Here is a 20,485-nt window from a genome sequence, read left to right on the forward strand (position 1 = left end):
CGCTGGGCGTCCGACCCCGGTCACATGGACTGGCGTATGCTGGGCGACGACTTCTTTCACAGGCAGGTCGCGTGAACGCATCGCCGATTCTTGAACGCGCCGACACCTTCTGTCGGCGTTTTTCATTGCAGGTTCCGATCCTGCTGGCACCCATGGCCGGTGCGTGCCCGGTCCCGCTGTCGGCCGCGCTGGCCAATGCCGGCAGCATGGGCGCGATGGGTGCGGTGCTGTCGCCGGCTGCCGACATCGGGCGCTGGATGGATGATTTCCGGGCCGCCTCCGCCGGCCCAGCGCAGGTGAACCTGTGGCTGCCGGATCCGGCACCCGTTCGCGATGTCACCGCCGAAGCCGCCAGCCGCGCCTTCCTCGCTCAATGGGGCCCGGACGTGCCTGCCAGTGCCGCCGATGCCACGCCGGCTGATTTCGACGAACAGTTCGCTGCGTTGCTGGCCGCGCGCCCGGCCGTTGCCTCGACCATCATGGGCGTACTGTCGCCGCGTCACGTGCAGCAGTTGAAGGACGCCGGCATCGCCTGGATCGCCTGCGCGACCACGCTGGCGGAAGCGCGCGCGGCGCAGGATGCCGGTGCCGACGCGGTGGTGGCGCAGGGCGCCGAAGCCGGTGGCCATCGTGGTGCATTCGACCCCAGCCTGGCCGAGCGCCAGCTGGTGGGTCTGTTCGCGCTGCTGCCGCGCCTGGCCGACCACCTGCAGATTCCGGTGATCGCCGCCGGTGGCATCGCCGATGGTCGCGGCATCGCGGCGGCGCTCACGCTGGGCGCCAGCGCGGTGCAGATCGGCACCGCCTTCCTGCGCACGCCGGAGGCGGCGATCGCCTCGGCCTGGGCCGATGGCCTGGCCGCAACCGAACCCGAAGATACCTGGCCGACCCGCGCCTTCAGTGGGCGTCTCGGCCGCGGCCTGGCCACGCCGTATGTGCGCGCCGCTGCCGCCGAGGGTGCGCCGGCGCCTCGCCCGTACCCGGTGCAGCGCGGCCTGACCGCGCCGATGCGCAAGCAGGCGGCGCAGGAAAACCGCTTGGCGGCGATGCAGGCCTGGGCCGGGCAATCGGCGTGGATGGCGCCGGCAGCACCCGCCGCCGACGTGCTGCGCGACATGTGGCAACAGGCGCAGGCGCTGCTGCGATGACGGTGACCTGCAATGGCCGGCCGGCGCAGGTGGACGATCTGCTGCCGGCGTTGGTCAACTACGGCCACTTCACCTCGATGCAGGTGCGTAGGCATGGCGTGCAGGGGCTGGATCTGCATCTGACGCGGCTGTCGCAGGCAACGCGCGAGCTGTTCGGCAGCGAACTGGATGTCGTGCAGGTGCAGGCCTGGATGGCGCAGGCGCTGCAGCAGGCAGGGCAGGGCGATGCCTCGTTGCGGGTGACGGTGTATTCGCGCCACTTCGATTTCCGCAATCCGCTGGCGGCCGTGCCGGTGGACGTGCTGGTGGCGGTGTCCGCGCCGGTGACGCTGACCGCCTCCAAGCGCGTTCGCAGCGTGACCTGGCAGCGTGAACTGCCGCAGATCAAGCATGTCGGCACCTTCGGCCTGTTTGCCGAACGCCGTGCTGCGATGGCGGAAGGATTTGACGATGTGCTGTTCGTGACCGCCGATGGCGAGGTGAGTGAAGGCAGCACCTGGAACCTGGCCGTGCACGATGGTGACCGGCTGCTCTGGCCTCAGGCGTCGGCCCTGCGCGGGACCGCCGAAGCGCTGCTGAAGCAGCATTGGCCGGGGGCGCAGGCCACGCAGCCGTTGCGGCTGGCGGACCTGATAGGTATGAACGCCGCTTTTGCCTGCAACGCCAGCGGCCTGTGGGCGCTGGAGGCCATTGACGGGCATGTCCTGCCCGGCTCGCAGGCCTTGGCTGAACAGGGAAGGGCGGTGCTTGCGAGTGTGCCGTGGCAGCCGCTTTCCTGAACGGGGCGCGCGGGTTACCGGTCGCTGGGCATGACCCGGCGTTACCGTGGCAAGCCGTAATCGGTAGCGCCGGGCCATGCCCGGCGGATGCCTCCGCAGCGCAGAACCCCTCAGGAGATCCAATCAGTCATGGGCACGGTCACCGAGCAGCATCGTGCGGTAGCGATGCACGCAATCAAGATCATGGGCGGTGAGGGACGGCCCAAGGTCCAGGCCTTTCACGATGATCATCGCCAGCGTTCGGTCGATATCCTCACGACGTTCAGCTCTCCGGAAGCAGGGCTGAAGTCCATCGCGTCCATCGGGCTGTCGGACTTTGTCTTACGTCGTGCGGAGGGGCACGAACTGGAAACGCGCGTCGAACTGTGTGCGTGTGCAGAACAGGACGCGCTGCATTGGGACAACGTCGTCGCCTCGACGGCCTTTGCGATCATGCGCGATCGCGCAGCGGTGCAACCCGGAAGTGTGATTCCCAACATCCTGCAGGACTACTTCCCATCGACCCGGATGCCTCACGTCTATCTGGTGCCGCCCTTCTTCTGGAATGACGCCAGGTTCCCGGGACTGCAGTTCCCGCCGGTGGCGATCAACTGGCTGCAGTGCATCGCCATCCACGAATCCGAGCGGCAACTTGTCGAGCGGATTGGCAGTGATGCATTTGATGACCTGTTGCAGCAGCAGGAGATGGACGTGCTGGGCATGCATCGGGCGCCTGTCACTGGAGCACTCTGACGCTATTGCCCTGGGGGCGTCGGCGGGGGCGGTCGGAGATTGATCACGTTGCTGAACGAAAGCCGCCGGGCATGGCTCGGCGCTGCCGTGAAGGCGGATTCACCCCGGGGTTGGCTCGGCCGATCTCTGCCGCTATAATCGCCGGCTTACCGCGCCATCCTGGCGACTGGGCAATAGAGGAACTACCACCATGGTCAAGATTCGACTGACCCGCGGCGGCGCCAAGAAGCGTCCGTTCTACCACATCATCGTGACCGACGTGCGCAGCGCGCGCGACGGCCGCAACATCGAGCGCGTCGGCTTCTACAACCCGGTCGCCCAGGGCGCCGAGAAGCGCATCGAGCTGGATCTGGCCCGTGTTGACCATTGGGTCAAGAACGGCGCCCAGCCGACTGAAAAGGTTCGCAACCTGATCAAGGAAGCGACCAAGTCCCAGGCCGCTGCGGCCTGATCCCGAAGGGCCGCGCCTGGCGCGGCCCGTCTGGTTGAACGCAGATGAAGGATAACGAGCGCCGCATCCTGCTGGGCAGGATTGTCGGCGCTTTTGGTGTGCGCGGCGAAATAAAGCTCGAGTCCTGGACCGAGCCGCGTTCCGCTATTTTCCGTTACCAGCCGTGGATCCTGCGCAGCCCCAACGGGCAGGAATCGACGCTTGAGGGCGCCCGTGGCCGCGACAGCGGCAAGCACCTGGTGGCCCGTTTCCCGGGCATCGAGGACCGCGACACCGTCGAAGCGATGCACGGCACCGAGATCTACGTGGCCCGCAGTGCACTGCCGCCGCCGAAGCCCGACGAGTACTACTGGGTGGACTTGGAAGGCCTGGACGTGAAGACCACCGAGGGCGTTGCCCTGGGCCAGGTCTCGCACCTGTTCAGTACCGGCGCCAACGATGTGGTGGTCGTCCGCGGTGATCGCGAGCGGATGATTCCGTTCGTGTTGCCGGAGTTCGTCAAGTCCGTCGACTTCGAGGCCAACCTGGTCGTGGTCGACTGGGACCCCGAGTTCTGAGTGTGAGCATGCGTTTCGATGTCATCACCCTGTTCCCTGAATTCCTCGCCCAGTCCGCCGGGCTGGGCGTGGTCGGACGTGCGCAGGAGAAGGGGCTGTTCAGCCTGCACGGCTGGAATCCCCGTGATTACGCCGAAGGCAACTACCGCCGGGTGGACGACCGTCCGTTCGGTGGTGGCCCGGGCATGGTGATGCTGATCGAGCCGCTGCAGGCCTGCCTGCAGGCGATCCGCGATGCCGATCCGACCCCGGCGCGGGTGATCCATCTCAGCCCGCAGGGCGCTCCGCTGACCCAGGCCAAGGTGCGGGAACTGGCGGCATTGCCGCGCATGGTCCTGCTCTGCGGCCGCTACGAAGGCATCGACGAGCGCTTCCTGGAGGCCAATGTCGACGAGGAGATTTCCCTCGGCGATTACGTGCTGTCCGGCGGTGAACTGGGCGCGGCGGTCATCATCGATGCCGTTGCCCGCCTGCAGGACGGTGCCCTGAACGATGCCGAATCGGCCGCGCAGGACAGCTTCGAGGGCGACCTCGGCCTGCTCGACTGCCCGCATTACAGCCAGCCGGCCCAGCATCCGCTGGGGGACGTGCCGGAGGTGCTGCGCTCGGGCAACCATGCGGCCATCGCCGCCTGGCGGCGCCAGCAGTCGCTGATCCGCACCGCCCAGCGGCGCCCGGACCTGCTGGATGAACAGGCGCTGGGCAAGGCCGACCGCAAGCTGCTGGAGCAGGCCCGCAAGGCCCGCCCGCAACAGGCAGACCCCTAGCGCAGGGCCTGCTTTTTCGGCTATCATGGCCAATTACCGCCAGCCCCGGCCGGCGCGCGCAGTACCCACAACAAACGTGCAGCACAGTCCAGTGACTGCATCAGCCCACGTTGTCGAAACGACACGCCCACCCGAACAAGAATCGGTGTAACCCATGAGCAAGCTGAACAAGTCCATCGTCGCGGAATTCGAATCCGCCCAGATCACCCGCGAACTGCCGAAGTTCAGCCAGGGCGACACCGTTGTCGTCAACGTGAAGGTGAAGGAAGGTACCCGTGAGCGCGTGCAGGCCTACGAAGGCGTTGTCATCGCGACCAAGAACGCCGGCCTGAACTCCTCGTTCACCGTCCGCAAGATTTCGCACGGCTACGGCGTCGAGCGCGTCTTCCAGACCCACAGCGCCATCATCGACTCGGTCGAAGTGAAGCGTCGTGGCAAGGTCCGCGCCGGCAAGCTGTACTACCTGCGTGGCCTGGAAGGCAAGGCTGCCCGCATCAAGGAAGACCTGGCTGCCGCTGCTGCCGCCAAGGCTGCCCGTCTGGCCGACAAGGCCTGATAGACAACTCCGGTTGTTGCCGCGACGGCCGCCTTCGGGCGGCCGTTTGCGTTTGCGCGTCCGTCTGGGTAGGTTCAAGGGATGGATGAGATCGACGCCCGCTACCCGGCTGCCATCCAGGTGGCGTTGCGCTTCCTGGACCGCTCCGGTGTTCCGCGGCGCGAGGCGGCGCCCCTGCTGCACCGCCTGCTGTGGCGTGCCGGCATCGTGCTGCCGCCGCCGATCCTGGCCGGCTTCGTGACCAATGCCCTGCTGCAGGGGATCCTGTTTGCCGGTTTCTGGACGCTGCTGATGTGGCTGCTGCTGTGGCAGGGACGGATCACCTCGCTGGACCTGCTGCTGGTGGCTGGCCTGCTGGCCGGGGCCCTGTTCGGGGTGGTGATGGCGACCCTTATGTGGGTCCTGCGGGGCAGCCGCAAGCTGCCGAGCTGGCGGCAGTTCCGCGCCTCCCTGGAATGAGCGCATGGCGCAGTGCGCCGTGACCCCGACCGGGGCCAGGGGGTACGCTGCGAACTCCAGCCCCCTACGGTCATGCGCGCGATGCCTGCCAAGCGATCCGCCCCGCCTGCCGCACCCAAGCTGCTGTCGGGCGGCAACCCGCAGATCGCCAAAGGCGAGGGCGATGGCCCGGTGCAGGCCTACATCGCCGCCATGCCCGGCTGGAAACAGGCCGTGGGCCAGCGCCTGGATGCGCTGATCGAGCAGGCCGTCCCCGGGGTGCACAAGGCGGTGAAGTGGAACTCGCCGATGTATGCCGTGGCGGCCGGGGCTGGCTGGTTCCTCAGCTTCCATTGCTTCGCCCGCTACATCAAGGTGGCCTTCTTCCGCGGCGCTGCACTGACGCCGTTGCCGCCGGAGCCTTCCCGCAGTGCCGATACGCGCTACCTGCACATCCATGAGGATGGCCTGCTGGATGAGGCGCAGTTCCTGGCGTGGCTGCGCCAGGCCAGCGCCTTGCCCGGCGAGCGCATGTAGCCCGCGTCTTGGTTTCCTTCCCTTTCCGACGAGAGCCGTCCGATGGCCACGCACACGCCCGATCCCGCAGACGCTGCATTGCCCGCCGCCGCCCTGATTGATGCCCGCATTGCCGAGCTCGGTGACTGGCGGGGCGAGACCCTGGCCTGGGTGCGCGGGGTGATCCACGACGCATTGCCGGAGGTGGAGGAGACCTGGAAATGGCGGGGCACGCCGGTCTGGGAGCAGCACGGCATCCTGTGTACCGGCGAGACCTACAAGCAGGCGGTGAAGCTGACCTTCGCCAACGGCGCGGCACTGCCCGACCCAGAAGGCCTGTTCAATGCCAGTCTGGACGGCAACACCCGCCGCGCCATCGACATCCACGACGGCGACCGGCCGGATGCCGCGGCCCTGAAAGCACTGCTGCGCGCGGCGGCGGCGTACAACGCGGCGAAAAAGAAAAAGCGGTAGCGCCGCAGTTCAACGCGGCGGAACGGTTTCCAGCGCCGCATCCGGATCGGCCACCGGCGAGGGCGGGCAGGCCGGGATTTCCGAGGGCGTGGCCAGTTCCTCGGCGTGCACCGGCGTGCGCATCATCGTCGCCCTGCGCCAGCCGCCCCAGCGGTAGTACGCCAGCGACAGCAGCATCGACACCAGCGAGCCGGCCGGGAAACTCCACCAGATCGCATCGGCGCCCCAGTACGGCTGCAGCAGTTCGGCAAAGGGCACGCGCACGCCCCACAACGAAGCGGCGAGGATCAGCAGGGGCGGAATCACCGCGCCGGTGGAGCGCACCACGCCGGAGATCACGAAGCTGACGCCGAAGAACAGGAACGAGCCGATCACGATGTGGTTCAGGTGCCGCGCGATCTGCAGCGACTCACTGCCCTGCGGCAGGAACAGGGCCAGGGAATACTGGTCCAGCAGCACCAGCGGCAGAATCAGCGCGCCGGTCAGCAGGAAGTTGAACAGGATGCCCTGGCGTGCCGTACCGCGCACCCGGTCCCAGCGCTGCGCGCCGACGTTCTGCGCGGCCATCGACGAGCACGCCGCGCCGATCGCCATTGCCGGCATCTGTACGTAATTCCACAACTGCAGCGACGCACCATAGGCGGCGCCGGTGTCGGTGCCGTACTGGTTGACCATGGTCATCAGCATGATCACCGACAGCGAGATCAGCACCATCTGCAGGCCCATCGGCACTCCCTTGACCACCAGCGCGCGCAGGATGGACAGGTCCAGCTTGAACAGGTGCATGTCGGCGCGGCCCAGCCACAACATGTGCCGCTTGTGCCGCATGTACAGCAGCAGGCCGGCCAGCGACAGCGTCTGCGATACCAGCGTGGCCCATGCCGAGCCGGCGATGCCCAGGGCCGGGAACGGGCCGAGGCCGAAGATCAGCACCGGGTTCAAGGCGATGTCCAGCGCCACCGAAACCAGCAGGAAGCGGAACGGGGTACGCGAGTCGCCGGCGCCGCGCAGGGCGGCGCTGAGGAAGGCGAAGGCATACAGCGTCGGCATCGCCAGGAAGATGATGCGCAGGTAGGCCTCGGCCAGCGGCAGCGAGGCGGCCGGGGTTCCCATGGCCGCCAGCAGTGGATGGGCCAGGAACCAGCCGGCCACGGCGATGATGGCCGACAGGCCGATGAAGAATGACGCACTGGTACCGACCACGCGGCGCGCCTGCGCGATGTCGCGGGCACCGATCGACTGGCCGATCAGGATGCTCGAGGCCATGCCGAAGCCGAACACCGAGCCGATCAGGAAGAACATGATGTTGTTGGCGTTCGCGGTCGCCGTCAGCGCCGCTTCGCCGAGGAAGCGCCCGACCCAGACGGCGTTCACTGATCCGTTCAGCGACTGGGCGATGTTGCCCGCCAGGATCGGCAGCGCGAACAGCAGCAGGTTGCGGCCGATCGGGCCGGAAGTCAGGTCAAGCGGCGCTTTGGCCATGGGCTGGTGATCGGAATCCGGGAGGCGCACACTAGCATCAAGCCGGTTTGCAGGATGTGGCAATGCATCGACGACTGCGGGTGGAGCGGAGCTTGGCGCTGGCCTTGATCGGCGTTGCAGCGGCCGCATGTTCGATGGACGATCGGCTGGGCGATACCCAGATCCGACCGACCGACCGGCCCGAATGCCTGGTCGGCAGCCAGCGCGAGGATCTGGCCTCCGGCGTCCGGCCGCTGATCGGCGGCACCGGCTGCCGGGTCGATCCGGACAACCCTCGTCCTCTCAACAAGCCACCGGAGTAGTACCGCCCCATGCCTGAGCTTTCCCCGCTGCCGCCCAGCGTCCGACTGGACATCTGGCTGTGGGCAGCCCGCTTCTTCAAGACCCGCAGCCTGGCCAAGCAGGCCATCGAGACCGGCAAGGTGGCCGTGGCCGGGCAACGCCCGAAATCCTCGCGCGCGGTGCGCGTGGGCGAGCAGCTGCAGGTCGACCGGGGCGAAGAGCATTTCGAGGTGCGGGTGCTGGGCGTGAGCGACCAGCGCGGGCCGGCGCCGGTTGCCCAGCAGCTGTACGCGGAAAGCGAAGCGTCCAAGGCGCGCCGCGCCGAACAGCGTGCGTTGCGCATTGCCGCCCGTGATGGGTTCCAGCCGCCGGAGCACAAGCCGGACAAGCGCGCGCGGCGGTTGATCCGGGCGCTGGGCGATCTGGACGCGCTCTGACGTCGGGCGACCACTGGTCGCCCACCTGGCGGCGCCGTGCTGCGCACACTCAGGTCGCGTTCGGTCCGCGTCCTGCACGTTGGTTGCCCCTCGTCATGGAAGATCGCCATGCGCCTGCGCCGCAGTCTGCTGTGCCTTGCCCTCGCCACCGCCGCCCCGGTGTTCGCCGCCGACATCACTTTCTGGGACACGCCGCAGCGGGGTGGCAACAGCTTCAACCAGGCGCCGCCCGACCGCGCCTACTTCCAGGCACTGCGTGACACCGGCGCGACCTGGGTACGGCTGAGCCCGGACAAGTGGAAAAGTGCTGGCGGCCGCGATTTCCTGATGGGCGATGCCGACCATTACCAGGGGCTGGTGCAGGCCGACGTGGCCACCCTGCGCCGCGCGCTGGATGACGCCAATGCCGTAGGCCTGAAAGTGGTGCTGGTCCCCCTGTCGCTGCCCCTGCTGCGCTGGAAACAGAAGAACGGCGACGTGGTCGACCAGCGGCTGTGGCAGTCCATCGACAACCATGCGCCCGCACAGCGTTTCTGGCGCGATCTGGCGACCGCGCTGAAAGGCCACCCGGCGCTGGCGGCGTACAACCTGATCAATGAACCGGCACCCGAATACGGCACTGCGTTGGCCGAGCACGCGCCGCGCGCGGCCATGCAGCGGTGGTATGCCAGCGTGCAGGACGGCCCGCGCGACCTGCGCGTGCTGTACCGCAGTCTGATCGCCAGCGTGCGTGCAGTCGATGCGGACATGCCGTTGATGCTCGATGCCGGCTGGTATGCCGCTGCCGATGCCTTCGACTACTGGCCTGCACCGCTGGAGGACGCGAAGCTGCTGTACAGCGTGCACATGTACGAGCCGTATGCCGCCACCAGCGCGCCCAATCAGAAGCGGGCCACACCGTACCGCTATCCGGCCGAGGTGCCGTTCGGCCCGGGCAGGGAGCCGTGGGATGCCGCGCGCGTGCGCAGCTACCTGCAGCAGCCGATCGACTGGGCCCAGCGCCATGGCATCGGTGCGAACCGGATGGTGGTGGGCGAGTTCGGTTGCATGCGGCGCTGGCCGGATTGCGGCGCGTACCTGCGCGATGTCGTGGCCGTGGCCGAGCAGCAGAAGGTGCACTGGGCGTTCTATGCCTTCCGCGAGGATGGCTGGGACGGCATGGATTACGAACTGGGCGACAAGGCGCTGCCGTGGTCGTACTGGCAGGCGGTGGAGAAGGGCAGTGCAGTGCAGCCACCGCGCTCGATGCAGGCGCCGTTGTTCGCGCCGATCCTGCAGCGGTTGAAGAACGGGACGCGTTGAAACGGCAACCGCTGCGCTCGCCGGGCATGGCCCGGCGCTACCGATATATGCAGGGGGAGCGCCGGGCCATGCCCGGCGACACCGATGCGTCACGCCCGTGTCCGGGTAGCGCCGGGCCATGCCCGGCGACGCCGTTGCGTCCCGCCCGTGTCCAGGTAGCGCCGGGCCATGCCCGGCGACACCCGGGGCCGGTCAGCCGTGCAGGTCGTAGCGGTCCAGCTCCATCACCCGCGTCCAGGCGGCGATGAAGTCCTGCACGAACTTCTTCTCGCCATCGACGCTCGCGTAGACCTCGGCCAGTGCTCGCAGCACCGCGTTGGAGCCGAACACCAGATCGGCACGGGTGCCGGTCCAGCGGGCGGCGCCGTCGTTGCGTCCGCGCCCTTCGTAGCGTTCGCGACCGGTCGCCGTCCACTGCGTGCCCATGTCCAGCAGGTTGACGAAGAAGTCGTTGCTCAACGTGCCGGGGCGTGCGGTGAATGCACCGTGCTTGCTGCCATCGGCATTGGCACCCAGCACGCGCAGGCCACCGACCAGTGCGGTCATCTCCGGCGCGGTCAGGGTCAGCAGCTGTGCCTTGTCGATCAGCAACGCTTCGCCCGGCACGCTGTAGGCGCCCTTGAGGTAGTTGCGGAAGCCATCGGCGGCCGGTTCCAGCACCGCGAACGAGTCGACGTCGGTCTGTTCCTGGCTGGCATCGGTGCGGCCCGGGGTGAACGGCACGCTGACCTCATGGCCACCGGCCTTGGCCGCCTGTTCGATACCGACGCCACCGGCCAGCACGATCAGATCGGCCAGCGAGACCTGCTTGCCGCCACTGCCATTGAATTCGGCCTGCACCTTCTCCAGCGCGGCCAGTACCTTGGCCAGCTGCTGCGGCTGGTTCACCGCCCAGTCCTTCTGCGGGGCCAGGCGGATGCGCGCACCGTTGGCGCCACCGCGCTTGTCCGAGCCACGGAAGGTCGAGGCCGACGCCCACGCGGTGGACACCAGTTCGGCCACGCTCAGGCCGGTTGCGGCGATCTTCTGCTTGAGCGCGGTGATGTCCTTGGCGTCGATCAGCGGATGCTTCGCTTCGGGAATCGGGTCCTGCCAGATGAACTCCTCGGACGGAACCTCCGGGCCGAGATAGCGCGCACGCGGGCCCATGTCGCGATGGGTCAGCTTGAACCAGGCACGCGCGAACGCATCGGCGAAGGCCTGGGGGTTGTCGAGGAACTTCCGCGAGACCTTCTCATAGGCCGGGTCCATGCGCAGCGACAGGTCGGTGGTGAGCATGGTCGGGCGATGCTTCTTCGACGGATCGTGCGCGTCGGGGATGACCGCGTCGGCGCCCTTGGCCACCCACTGGTGGGCGCCAGCCGGGCTCTTGGTCAGTTCCCACTCGTTGCCGAACAGGATCTCGAAGAAGTCATGACTCCACTGCGCCGGCGTGCGCGTCCAGGTCACTTCGAGGCCACTGGTGATGGTGTCGCCGCCCTTGCCGCTGCCGAAACTGTTGGCCCAGCCCAGGCCCTGGCTTTCCAGGCCGGCCGCTTCCGGTTCCTTGCCGACGTTGTCGGCCGGGCCGGCACCATGGGTCTTGCCGAAGCTGTGGCCACCGGCGATCAGCGCGACAGTTTCCTCGTCATCCATGGCCATGCGGCCGAAGGTGTCGCGGATGTCGTGCGCGGCCAGCACCGGGTCCGGGTTGCCGTCCGGTCCTTCCGGATTCACATAGATCAGGCCCATCTGCACGGCAGCCAGCGGGTTTTCCAGCTTGCGCGAATGCACGTCACCGTCGGCGTCGTCATCGGACACCAGCACGCCGTGATCCTCTTCCACGCCTTCCGAGCCGTGCTTGTAACGCACGTCGCCACCGAGCCAGGTGGTTTCGCGGCCCCAGTACACATCCTGGTCGGGTTCCCAGGTGTCGGGACGGCCACCGGCGAAGCCCAGCGTCTTGAAGCCCATCGATTCCAGCGCGACATTGCCGGTGAGGATCAGCAGATCGGCCCAGGAAATGGCCTGGCCGTACTTCTGCTTGATCGGCCACAGCAGGCGCCGCGCCTTGTCCAGGCTCACGTTGTCCGGCCAGCTGTTGAGCGGCGCGAAGCGCTGCTGGCCGCGCCCACCACCGCCGCGGCCATCGTCGATGCGATAGGTGCCGGCACTGTGCCAGGCCATGCGGATGAACAGGCCGCCGTAGTGGCCGAAGTCGGCCGGCCACCAGTCCTGCGAATCGGTCATCAGCGCCTTCAGGTCGGCCTTCAGTGCGTCGTAATCCAGGCCGTTGAAGGCCTTGGCGTAATCGAAGCCGGCATCAAGCGGATTGGAGCGCGAGGAGTGCTGGTTGAGCAGGTCCACGCGCAGCTGGTTCGGCCACCAGTCGCGGTTGGTCGTCGCCTCACCGACGACGGCATGGTTGAAGGGGCACTTCGCTTCGCTTTTCATGGGTCTCTACCTGTGGACTGGCGAAAGGTGGAATCGGGGATGCCCACCCACCATAGGCACCACCTAAGGATGGGTAAATTCGATTGATTCAACCGATGCGATAGTGACTGCCTATGATCGGCAGGGCTTGGACGGTTGTGACGCGATCAGCGTTTGAGCAGGCCCGCGCCCAGCTTCAGCAGATCACTGGCACCGAACTGGCCATCGCCGTCCTGGTCCAGCGTGCCGCCGAGCAGGCTGCCGAGGCCGCCACCGGCATTCCGGGTTTCCTGGCCCAGCGCCTGGCTGAGCTCGCCGGCGTTGCCACCCTGGGCGAAGCGTTGGGCGAGGAAGGACATCACGATGGGGGCGAGGATCGCCAGCAGCTTGCCGGAGGTGCCGCTGTCCAGGCCGGTCTTCTGGCCCAGCGCCTCGGCCGCCTGCGGGGTCTGCCCGCCGAACACATGGCCGAGGATGCCGGCGCCGTTGGTGGCATTGCCGCCACCGCCGCCCATCACCGCGCCGAGGATGCTGCCCAGGTCGAAGCCGCCACCGCCGGCCGCGCCAGCGTGATCGCGCTGCAGGGCGTTGAGCAGGGACTGCGCACCCTGCGGTTCGCTGGCGTTCTGGCCCATCGCGCCGAGCAGCAGCGGCAGGGCGCTGCCGACCGCCTGGGTTGCCTGGCGGCTGTCCAGACCGAGCTGCTGCGATACCTGCTGCAGGCCCTGGCCCTGCTGCAGCTGCTGGAAGAGGGTGGCGGCAAGCGATTCGGTGTTCATGGCGGTCTCCAGTCTGTGAAGGAAGAACCGCCCGAGCATAACGCCGCCTGCACTACGGGAATGCGAAGGCTTCATGCCGCCGGGCCCCACCGACGACCCATCACCGGTAGCGCCGGGCCATGCCCGGCGGCCGATCACCCGGCCCGGCGGACGCCGTTACAGCAACGCCTTCAACCGGTATAGCGCTTCCAGCGCCTGCTTCGGGGTCAGCTCGTCCGGATCGATCGCGGCCAGGGCTTCCTGTGCCTTGTTGGCCGGGGCGGCAAACAGGCCGAACTGCTGCGGCGCGTCCAGCGCCTGCGGCGCCAGCTCGGCGGCGTGGCTTTCCCCGCCGCGCTGTTCCAGCTCGGCCAGGCGCCTACGTGCCTGTGCCACGGTGGCGCGCGGCAGGCCGGCCAGCGCCGCTACCTGCAGGCCGAAGCTGCGGTTGGCCGGGCCGTCCTTCACTGCGTGCATGAACACCAGTGCGTCGCCATGTTCGACCGCATCCAGGTGCACGTTGGCGATACCGCTGCGGCCGCCCTCGTGCTGCTCATCGGCCAGGGCCGTCAGTTCGAAGTAGTGGGTGGCGAACAGGGTGTAGCAGCGGTTCTGGTAGGCCAGGTGACGGGCCACCGCGTCGGCCAGCGCCAGGCCATCGTAGGTGGAGGTACCGCGGCCGATCTCGTCCATCAGCACCAGCGAATGCGCGGTGGCGTGATGCAGGATGTAGCTGGTTTCGGCCATTTCCACCATGAAGGTCGACTGCCCGCGGGCCAGGTCGTCGCCGGCGCCGATGCGGGTCAGGATGCGGTCGATCGGCCCGATCAGCGCACGGCTGGCGGGCACGAAGCTGCCGATGTGGGCCAGCAGCACGATCAGCGCGTTCTGCCGCATGTAGGTCGATTTACCGCCCATGTTCGGGCCGGTGATGACCAGCATGCGGCGGTTCGGGTGCAGGTCCAGATCGTTCGGTTCGAACGGCTGCTCGCGCACGGCTTCGACCACCGGGTGGCGGCCGCGCTCGATCTTCAGGCACGGCTCGGCCTGCAGCTGCGGGCGTGACCAGTCCAGCGCCTGCGCACGTTCGGCGAAGGCGGCCAGCACGTCCAGTTCGCTCAATGCGGCGGCGCACTGCTTGAGCGGTTCCAGCTGCGTGCCCAGCGTGTCCAGCAGCTGCTCGTACAGATACTTTTCGCGCGACAGCGAACGGTCGCGCGCGGACAGTACCTTGTCCTCGAAGGCCTTCAGCTCTTCGGTGATGTAACGCTCGGCGTTGGTCAGCGTCTGCCGGCGCGTGTAGTGCACCGGTGCGCGGTCGGACTGGCCCTTGCTGATCTCGATGTAGTAGCCGTGCACACGGTTGTAGCCGACCTTCAGGGTGGCGATGCCGCTGCTTTCGCGCTCGCGCTGTTCCAGGTCGACCAGGAACTGGTCGGCGTGGGTGGACAGGCGGCGCAGCTCGTCCAGCTCTTCGTCGAAGCCATCGGCCAGCACGCCGCCATCGCTCAGCTTCAGCGGCGGCATCTCGGCGATCGCGCTGGCCAGCAGGTGGGCGCATTCGTCGTGTTCGCCGAGCGCAGCGTGCAGGGTCTGCAGGCGTGGGGAGTCCAGCGGCGCCAGCACCTCGCGCACGGCCGGCAGCAGGCCGAGGCCATCGCGCAGGGTGGAGAAGTCGCGCGGCCGTGCCGAGCGCAGGGCAACGCGGGTAAGGATGCGTTCCAGGTCGCCGAGGCGGCGGAACTGTTCGCGGATGTCTGCGTCCGCGCCGCGGTCGATCAGTGTTTCCACCGCGTGGTGGCGCTGCACCAGCACCTCGCGCAGGCGCAGCGGCCGATGCAGCCAGCGGCGCAGCAGCCGGCCGCCCATCGGCGTCACCGTGCTGTCGAGCACGCCCAGCAGGGTATTGCGGGTATCGCCGTCGACGCGGGTGTCCAGTTCCAGATGGCGACGCGTTGCCGCGTTCATCGCGATCGCTTCGCCGGCGGTTTCCATCGCGATCGAGGTCAGGTGCGGCAGGCGCTGCTTCTGGGTCTCTTCGACATAGCCGAGCAGGGCGCCGGCCGCCGCGGTGGCGCGCGGCTTGTCATCGATGCCGAAACCGCTCAGGTCATGCAGCTTGAAGAACGCCAGCAGCTGGCGGCGGCCGCTGTCCGCATCGAACAGCCACGGCGCACGGCGGCGCACGCCGGTGCGCTGGCGCAGGAACTCCGGCCAGTTCTCTTCGTCCGGCACCAGCAGTTCGGCCGGCTCCAGGCGCGCGAGTTCGGCTTCCAGCGCGTCATCGGTGTCCACTTCGTTGACCAGGAAGCGGCCGCCGGCCAGGTCGGCCCAGGCCAGCCCATAGCCGTTCTTGCTGCGCGACAGGGCCATCAGCAGGGTGTCGCGGCGCTCGTCCAGCAGCGCCTCGTCGGTGACCGTGCCGGGGGTGACGATGCGCACCACCTTGCGCTCGACCAGGCCCTTGGCCAGGGCCGGGTCGCCAATCTGTTCGCAGATGGCGACCGACTCACCCAGCGCCACCAGGCGGGCCAGGTAGCCCTCGTAGGCATGCACCGGCACGCCTGCCATCGGGATCGGGGCGCCACCGGAGCTGCCGCGCTGGGTCAGGGTGATGTCCAGCAGCCGCGCCGCCTTGCGCGCATCGTCGTAGAACAGTTCGTAGAAGTCGCCCATGCGGAAGAACAGCAGCAGGTCCGGATACTCGGACTTGGCTGCGAAGAACTGCTTCATCAGCGGGGTGTGTTCGGCGGACTTGTCTTTGGACATGGGACTCGTGGATCTGGGCGTCCGGCCGCGCCGGAGGGCGGCGGCAGCGGAGCGGGTACAGGGCCGTCCATGGTAACTGCTGGGGCGCAGGGCTGCCGCCACCGATGGCAGGCCGGTACGGCACTGCAAGGGGTCAGGCCGGGACCAGGGTGATCTGCCGGTGGCCGCTGAAGATTTCCATGACGATCTCGAAGTAGGTCGTGCCTTCGCCCTGTTGCAGGGCCTGCAGCTGGCGGGCAATGGCCTGTGTATTGAAGCTGCCCGGTGTGTCCAGCTTGGCTTGCAGCCACTGGCGGGTGGTCTCCATGCCCAGCGCCGTGCGGCTGTGGGCGATGTCGCGCCAGATCAGCGTGGCCTGTGCCTGGCCGGCCAACGCGCCGTACCCGCCGTACAGCAGGTCATCCAGCGCATCCAGGCTGGGCGCCAGCTGCCAGTCTTCGCCGGCCATGAACACGCGGTTGATCTCCGCGTACAGGCTGGCGATGTCATTGATGGCGGCGCCTTCAATCTGTAGGACGAGTTTCATGCGCCCACTGTAGCGTTGCCTGCGGCCCTCCGCTGGCCTTCAACGCAGGAACCAGGACCCGGGATAGTCCGGGCGGCCTTGACCATGGAATCGGTTCTACGACTGGAAAGCGTGTCAAGCATGCAATGACACATGCGCTTCCAAACCCTGCAACGTCGACGCATGCCGTTTTCGTTGCGGATGGAGCCAGGTTGATTTCTCTCGTTGGCGAGACCGGGAGAATGAAGGGAACGGCGGTGCCTGGAGATTCGGGAGCACACATCGGCCCAACGGGGCGAGTGATCGGCCTTGCTGGCGGGAACAACGCAAGAACTATTGTTGAACCTGGTGCCAGCAAAATAAAATTCGGGTGTCACTGTACGGTGAGGTGCTCGTTGATCTGTCCACTTTGTGAGCAAGGTGAGATGCTCGAGGCTCACGTCAAGGAGAGTGGTGTTCAGATAGTTGTCTGCGACGAATGTGATGCCTTCTGGTTTTCTTTGATGGATATCGGCGTTTCTCCGTTCAGGGATCTTGAGACGTATCTTGAGGAGAATTCGATTGCTCCATCTTGGGAGTCAATTTCCGTGGATGAGCGCCGGTGATGCTTTGATGCACGTGAGTGAGTGGGGCGAAGATGGCCGCCAACCGCGCAGCGCTGGCGAAGGAGCTATCTGTCTGAGGGTGGATGTCTCCGCTATCCAGCGCAGGGCGATTGCGCCCGAGATGATCTGCCTGGACAGAAGAAGCGATTGCTGCGTGAACTCGGTCTCCTTGTGGATGCGTTGGTGCATCTCCACGTCGCGTTTGTAGGGCTTGGCAAGATCCTCGGGGGTAAGCTTCTTCCGTGGCGTGCCGTGCGCGTATGTGCTAATTCCTTGCCTGATATGACTGCCGTCCACATTCGCGCGGATTGCTGTTGAACATACCCAACTGCATGGATTTCCGTTCGATAGATGCTAGGAAATATCAAGTGGGGCAATGAGCTTCCCTTCCCACGAGATAGGTTTGTGAGCGACGCCGTCTGTCACGTAGCTGAAAATGGTGGGGGACTCATCGAACGACGCCGCGACGATGCTCTGAAGGTTTGGAGATGCAATGGGTGCTTTGAACAGTGCCCGCTGACTCTCCTGACTCATCGAGTGCTGGCCAGGCTCGTCCAGGAGCAGGAACCCTGGGTGGTGGCCCTTGGGCTTGCTCATCTCCGAAGCCTGATAGAGGGCAATAAGGTAGGCCCATATCAGGCGAACAAAGTCACTCGCGCTGGATTCAGATTTGATGTCAGGCCTCTGGCGATACTCCCGGAGTTCAATGTCGCTCAGTGACGGCGTCAATGATTTGTCGCTGATACTGACATCCCTGATGTTGGCGACGCTTGTGTAGCCGAAGGATCCCGCGTTCGCTCTGAAGTTCTTCTCGAACAACCCGATGGTTGCTTCGTCACTATCGGTGTACAGATTCTTGGGAAGCGCGGCCCGCAACTGCTGATTCGTTCTCAGGCGATCAGCAGTAGAAGCGAGTTCTCCCGCACTGATCACAAGTGCTGCGGGTGTTAAGGGCGGAGCCTTGGCCAAGGGTGGGAAAGCACCACCTGCGTCAGTCGCTTCGTCCGCTGAAGTCGGGACGTCTCGTGGCGCATTGGAGTATCTGTGACTATCGCAGTGTTCGCGAGCAGACAGGAATCGCGGCGGGTAGCGGTGGATTCCAGCTGCAGGTGGGGGGCAATACCCACCTCGCTGGTGCTGTGATCGGCAGTACTGCCGATCCGTCCAAGAATCAGCTATCTACGGGCAGCCTGTCGTTCGAGGAGCTGAAGAATCGTGCCGAGTTCCTTTCTGCGTCCGTCAGTGGCGGTACAAGCGGCGGTGGCAATCCCTCGGATGGCTTCTCGTTCGATCCGTCACTGGTGCCCGGTCTGCCGACAGGGGACAGCAAGAGTTCCACAACTCGCAGTGGCTTGGCAGATGGAACGGTCGAGATCCGCAGCGGTGACGACTCCGCACTGGCAGGTTTGCAGCGTGGCGTGACGGGCTTGGACAACGCCAATGGCTTTGCGCCGATCTTTGACGAGAGAAAGGTGCAGGAGAGGCAGGAACTGACCCAGATGCTGGGTGCCATCGGCTTTGAAGTGATCGGCAACCTGGCCGCAAACAAGACTGCCCAGGCAAATGCAGACCTGGAAGTGGCGCGTGCCAATGGCGATGCCGAGGCCGAGGTCGATGCGCTTCGGCGGATTGAGCAGTGGGGTGAGGGCGGACGCAACAAAGTGTTGTTGCATGGCCTGACCGGCGCAGCGGTGGCGGCATTGAGCGGTGGAGATATTGGTGGCGCTGCAGCTGGCGCAGCCGGTTCCGAGCTGGCCAAGGACGCGATGATCAGGTTCCTTACGGGGCAGGGAATGGATCCGCGCAGTGCTGAGTTCAACAGTTTGATTGAGTTGGCCAGTGCTGCACTGGGGGGCGTGATAGGTGGCAGTGATGGTGCAGCGGTCGCGTTGCTGGGAGATCGGTTCAATCGTCAGTTGCACCCTGATGAAATCAATTTCCTAGCCGGGAAAGCAGAGGAGTTTGCCGCTCTGCTCTTCGGGTGCGGGGAGATATGTAGCGCTGATCAGGTAAGGCAGGCGAGGGGGCGCTTGTTGCGCGAAGCTTATGCGCGTGTAGATGCAATATATGGAGATTATGACTCGGACGGTGCGGCGTCCAGCTTCATTGGCTCGCACCCGATGACGTTCGTCGGACCAGATGGCGAGCAGCATGAGGGACTAATCGAGCTGGATAGCGGGCGGCGCAGTGATCATAGCTTGTACAAGGATCTGCTAGGAAGTCGTAGAAACGAATTCGATCTGCTTACCACCGCCCTTCGGGAGGGAGGTATGACAGAGGCAGCTGTGAGGCTAGACTACAATCTGCAATTGGCTGAGTTGGCCACGAGTGCGCGCGGTAGGGACGGCGTAGGAATTCTCGAGACTTTCAGTGGTGAAATTGGCGGGTTGGGGAGTTTCATCAAGAGTCTGGCCCAGGGGGATGGCGAGTCTGCGGGCCTTGCGGCAATTCCTCTGTTAATCGCTACCAAGCTCCCGGGTGGGAAGGTCGCAGCGGAGGTCGCGGAGACGTTAGCGTCACAGGTCGTCAAAAGTGCGGGCAAAAAGGCCGGGGCTAATGCAAGGACAGTAGTCGGTCTGGTTGATGTGGTGAATAATCCTATAACAGGTAGTGTGCAATCCCGAATAAATCTCGCATCTGGCAATAGCAAATTCGGAATGATTCATATTATTAAGCAGCACCTCAGTGGAAAGCTAAACAAGAGTCAGTTCAGCATATCCGAGGCCGAGCTTAGGGGGGTTCTGCAAAGCCGGAGGCTCGTTAGCTCCCCGATTGTTGAAGTTGTGGAGAGTAAGAGTCACGGATATTTATATATCCGGCGCGTTGATATGGGCAGGATTGTGGGTTCTGATTATCTTAAAGGGAACGCTCCTACAAACTTTATAACCACTATGAGTGACAAGTATGGGAATATAGTCACCGCATTTCCGGGTATCTGAATATGAATAGGGATTTGGTCGTGAATAGGCTGAAATCAACAAGTGGCTGGATTAATTCCCCGGACGGGGATTTGATCAGGAAGCGGCTTATTGCGGAATTAGGTGGCTTCCAAACCGTCGTGGTTCTTCATCATCACTTTGGTCAGGCGGAGGAGTACTTTGTTTTGATGGTGGATCGCTCATCAATCGTCGAAGTGGAGGTTTCGTCCAGTGGTGTCGAAGACTTCTCGGTTTCCTCGATAGCTGATTATTTAAGAATGAATAGAAAATTACCCGCTTCGTTTAGATTTGATATCGAAATGGCTCGCACTATGAGTTGATGGTGTCATCGTGGATGAATTTAGTCGTTGCTGTGTTGGTTGGGGAGTGTGGCGATGCGCTGAGCTGCTGGAGTTTCTGATCAATAGTCTTGGTTTGGCGTGAGGTCGAGCATTGCACGGGATGGGCAGATCTGTAGTCGCCCGGAATCTCGCGCGATGCAGTCGAGTTGCCATTAACGTTGTCGCAGCATGATTTCGTCAAACTTCGTTGGTTCATAACATTCGATAAGAACGCCACCGCCAGCCGGGAAGTGAA

22 protein-coding genes are annotated in these 20,485 nt (G+C 65.4%); 16 read left to right on the forward strand and 6 right to left on the reverse strand.

Translation table 11 applies throughout. The features are described 5' to 3' along the window. The first annotated feature begins 71 nt into the window (after positions 1-71). The 10 genes from Q5Z10_RS06155 (at position 72) to Q5Z10_RS06200 (ending at position 6,418) form a co-directional block, all read left to right on the forward strand. Positions 72-1,148, forward strand: coding sequence for an NAD(P)H-dependent flavin oxidoreductase (locus Q5Z10_RS06155; RefSeq protein WP_303638372.1), 1,077 nt, complete (start codon positions 72-74; stop codon positions 1,146-1,148). Then, positions 1,145-1,927, forward strand: a complete 783-nt coding sequence (locus tag Q5Z10_RS06160; protein ID WP_303638373.1) for an aminotransferase class IV family protein — start codon at positions 1,145-1,147, stop codon at positions 1,925-1,927. Before Q5Z10_RS06155 ends, Q5Z10_RS06160 begins: the two co-directional genes overlap by 4 nt. Positions 1,928-2,056: 129 nt before the next feature. Next, complete coding sequence (locus tag Q5Z10_RS06165; RefSeq protein WP_107433542.1) at positions 2,057-2,659, forward strand: suppressor of fused domain protein; 603 nt, start codon at positions 2,057-2,059, stop codon at positions 2,657-2,659. 190 nt (positions 2,660-2,849) lie between these two features. Beyond that, entirely contained in the window at positions 2,850-3,110 is a 261-nt protein-coding gene (gene rpsP, locus Q5Z10_RS06170; RefSeq protein ID WP_303638374.1) for a 30S ribosomal protein S16, read from the forward strand. 44 nt (positions 3,111-3,154) lie between these two features. Next, positions 3,155-3,667, forward strand: coding sequence for a ribosome maturation factor RimM (gene rimM, locus Q5Z10_RS06175; protein WP_303638375.1), 513 nt, complete (start codon positions 3,155-3,157; stop codon positions 3,665-3,667). Between the two features lie 8 nt (positions 3,668-3,675). Beyond that, on the forward strand, positions 3,676-4,434 hold the full coding sequence (gene trmD / locus Q5Z10_RS06180) for a tRNA (guanosine(37)-N1)-methyltransferase TrmD (protein WP_303638376.1): 759 nt from the start codon (positions 3,676-3,678) through the stop codon (positions 4,432-4,434). A 154-nt stretch (positions 4,435-4,588) separates the two neighbouring features. Then, complete coding sequence (gene rplS, locus Q5Z10_RS06185) at positions 4,589-4,990, forward strand: 50S ribosomal protein L19 (protein WP_303638377.1); 402 nt, start codon at positions 4,589-4,591, stop codon at positions 4,988-4,990. 81 nt (positions 4,991-5,071) lie between these two features. Next, positions 5,072-5,449 (forward strand): DUF6404 family protein, encoded by a 378-nt coding sequence (locus Q5Z10_RS06190; protein ID WP_303638378.1) that lies wholly within the window; start codon positions 5,072-5,074, stop codon positions 5,447-5,449. Between the two features lie 81 nt (positions 5,450-5,530). Beyond that, on the forward strand, positions 5,531-5,965 hold the full coding sequence (locus Q5Z10_RS06195) for a DUF1801 domain-containing protein (RefSeq protein WP_303638379.1): 435 nt from the start codon (positions 5,531-5,533) through the stop codon (positions 5,963-5,965). 42 nt (positions 5,966-6,007) lie between these two features. Continuing rightward, the gene (locus tag Q5Z10_RS06200) at positions 6,008-6,418 is read left to right on the forward strand and encodes a DUF1801 domain-containing protein (RefSeq protein WP_303638380.1); all 411 of its coding nucleotides are present in this window, start codon (positions 6,008-6,010) and stop codon (positions 6,416-6,418) included. 9 nt (positions 6,419-6,427) lie between these two features. On the opposite strand, the gene Q5Z10_RS06205 is transcribed toward Q5Z10_RS06200, so the two are convergent. After that, positions 6,428-7,900, reverse strand: coding sequence for an MATE family efflux transporter (locus Q5Z10_RS06205; protein WP_303638381.1), 1,473 nt, complete (start codon positions 7,898-7,900; stop codon positions 6,428-6,430). 62 nt (positions 7,901-7,962) lie between these two features. Here Q5Z10_RS06205 and Q5Z10_RS06210 point away from each other — a divergent pair, with 62 nt between their 5' ends. From Q5Z10_RS06210 to Q5Z10_RS06220, 3 genes are all read left to right on the forward strand, one after another. Beyond that, entirely contained in the window at positions 7,963-8,202 is a 240-nt protein-coding gene (locus Q5Z10_RS06210; protein WP_303638382.1) for a hypothetical protein, read from the forward strand. A 9-nt stretch (positions 8,203-8,211) separates the two neighbouring features. After that, positions 8,212-8,619 carry an RNA-binding S4 domain-containing protein gene (locus Q5Z10_RS06215; RefSeq protein ID WP_303638383.1) on the forward strand — a complete coding sequence of 136 codons (408 nt, stop codon included), beginning with the start codon at positions 8,212-8,214 and terminating at the stop codon, positions 8,617-8,619. A 108-nt stretch (positions 8,620-8,727) separates the two neighbouring features. Continuing rightward, a complete protein-coding gene (locus Q5Z10_RS06220) occupies positions 8,728-9,921 on the forward strand; it encodes a glycoside hydrolase family 5 protein (RefSeq protein ID WP_303638384.1) in 1,194 nt (397 codons plus the stop codon). Between the two features lie 192 nt (positions 9,922-10,113). Here Q5Z10_RS06220 and katG read toward each other — a convergent pair whose 3' ends face one another. The 4 genes from katG to Q5Z10_RS06240 all read right to left on the reverse strand — a co-directional run bounded on the left by katG (position 10,114) and on the right by Q5Z10_RS06240 (position 16,386). Continuing rightward, positions 10,114-12,354: a catalase/peroxidase HPI gene (gene katG / locus Q5Z10_RS06225; protein ID WP_303638385.1), complete on the reverse strand. Its 2,241-nt coding sequence runs from the start codon at positions 12,352-12,354 to the stop codon at positions 10,114-10,116. Positions 12,355-12,500: 146 nt separating this feature from the next. Beyond that, a complete protein-coding gene (locus Q5Z10_RS06230) occupies positions 12,501-13,112 on the reverse strand; it encodes a DUF937 domain-containing protein (protein WP_303638386.1) in 612 nt (203 codons plus the stop codon). Between the two features lie 156 nt (positions 13,113-13,268). After that, positions 13,269-15,860 (reverse strand): DNA mismatch repair protein MutS, encoded by a 2,592-nt coding sequence (gene mutS, locus Q5Z10_RS06235; RefSeq protein WP_303638387.1) that lies wholly within the window; start codon positions 15,858-15,860, stop codon positions 13,269-13,271. A 133-nt stretch (positions 15,861-15,993) separates the two neighbouring features. Further along, positions 15,994-16,386, reverse strand: a complete 393-nt coding sequence (locus tag Q5Z10_RS06240; RefSeq protein WP_303638388.1) for a barstar family protein — start codon at positions 16,384-16,386, stop codon at positions 15,994-15,996. Positions 16,387-16,577: 191 nt separating this feature from the next. On the opposite strand from Q5Z10_RS06240, the gene Q5Z10_RS06245 reads away from it, so the two are divergent. Then, positions 16,578-16,970, forward strand: coding sequence for a hypothetical protein (locus Q5Z10_RS06245; protein ID WP_303638389.1), 393 nt, complete (start codon positions 16,578-16,580; stop codon positions 16,968-16,970). 354 nt (positions 16,971-17,324) lie between these two features. On the opposite strand, the gene Q5Z10_RS06250 is transcribed toward Q5Z10_RS06245, so the two are convergent. Continuing rightward, the gene (locus tag Q5Z10_RS06250) at positions 17,325-17,939 is read right to left on the reverse strand and encodes a hypothetical protein (protein ID WP_303638390.1); all 615 of its coding nucleotides are present in this window, start codon (positions 17,937-17,939) and stop codon (positions 17,325-17,327) included. 140 nt (positions 17,940-18,079) lie between these two features. Here Q5Z10_RS06250 and Q5Z10_RS06255 point away from each other — a divergent pair, with 140 nt between their 5' ends. Both Q5Z10_RS06255 and Q5Z10_RS06260 read left to right on the forward strand, forming a co-directional pair. Further along, positions 18,080-19,909, forward strand: coding sequence for a hypothetical protein (locus tag Q5Z10_RS06255; RefSeq protein WP_303638391.1), 1,830 nt, complete (start codon positions 18,080-18,082; stop codon positions 19,907-19,909). A gap of 20 nt (positions 19,910-19,929) precedes the next feature. Then, positions 19,930-20,229 carry a hypothetical protein gene (locus tag Q5Z10_RS06260; protein WP_303638392.1) on the forward strand — a complete coding sequence of 100 codons (300 nt, stop codon included), beginning with the start codon at positions 19,930-19,932 and terminating at the stop codon, positions 20,227-20,229. Positions 20,230-20,485: the final 256 nt, after the last annotated feature.

Source organism: Stenotrophomonas sp. 704A1 (assembly GCF_030549525.1).
Classification (GTDB): domain Bacteria; phylum Pseudomonadota; class Gammaproteobacteria; order Xanthomonadales; family Xanthomonadaceae; genus Stenotrophomonas; species Stenotrophomonas tuberculopleuritidis.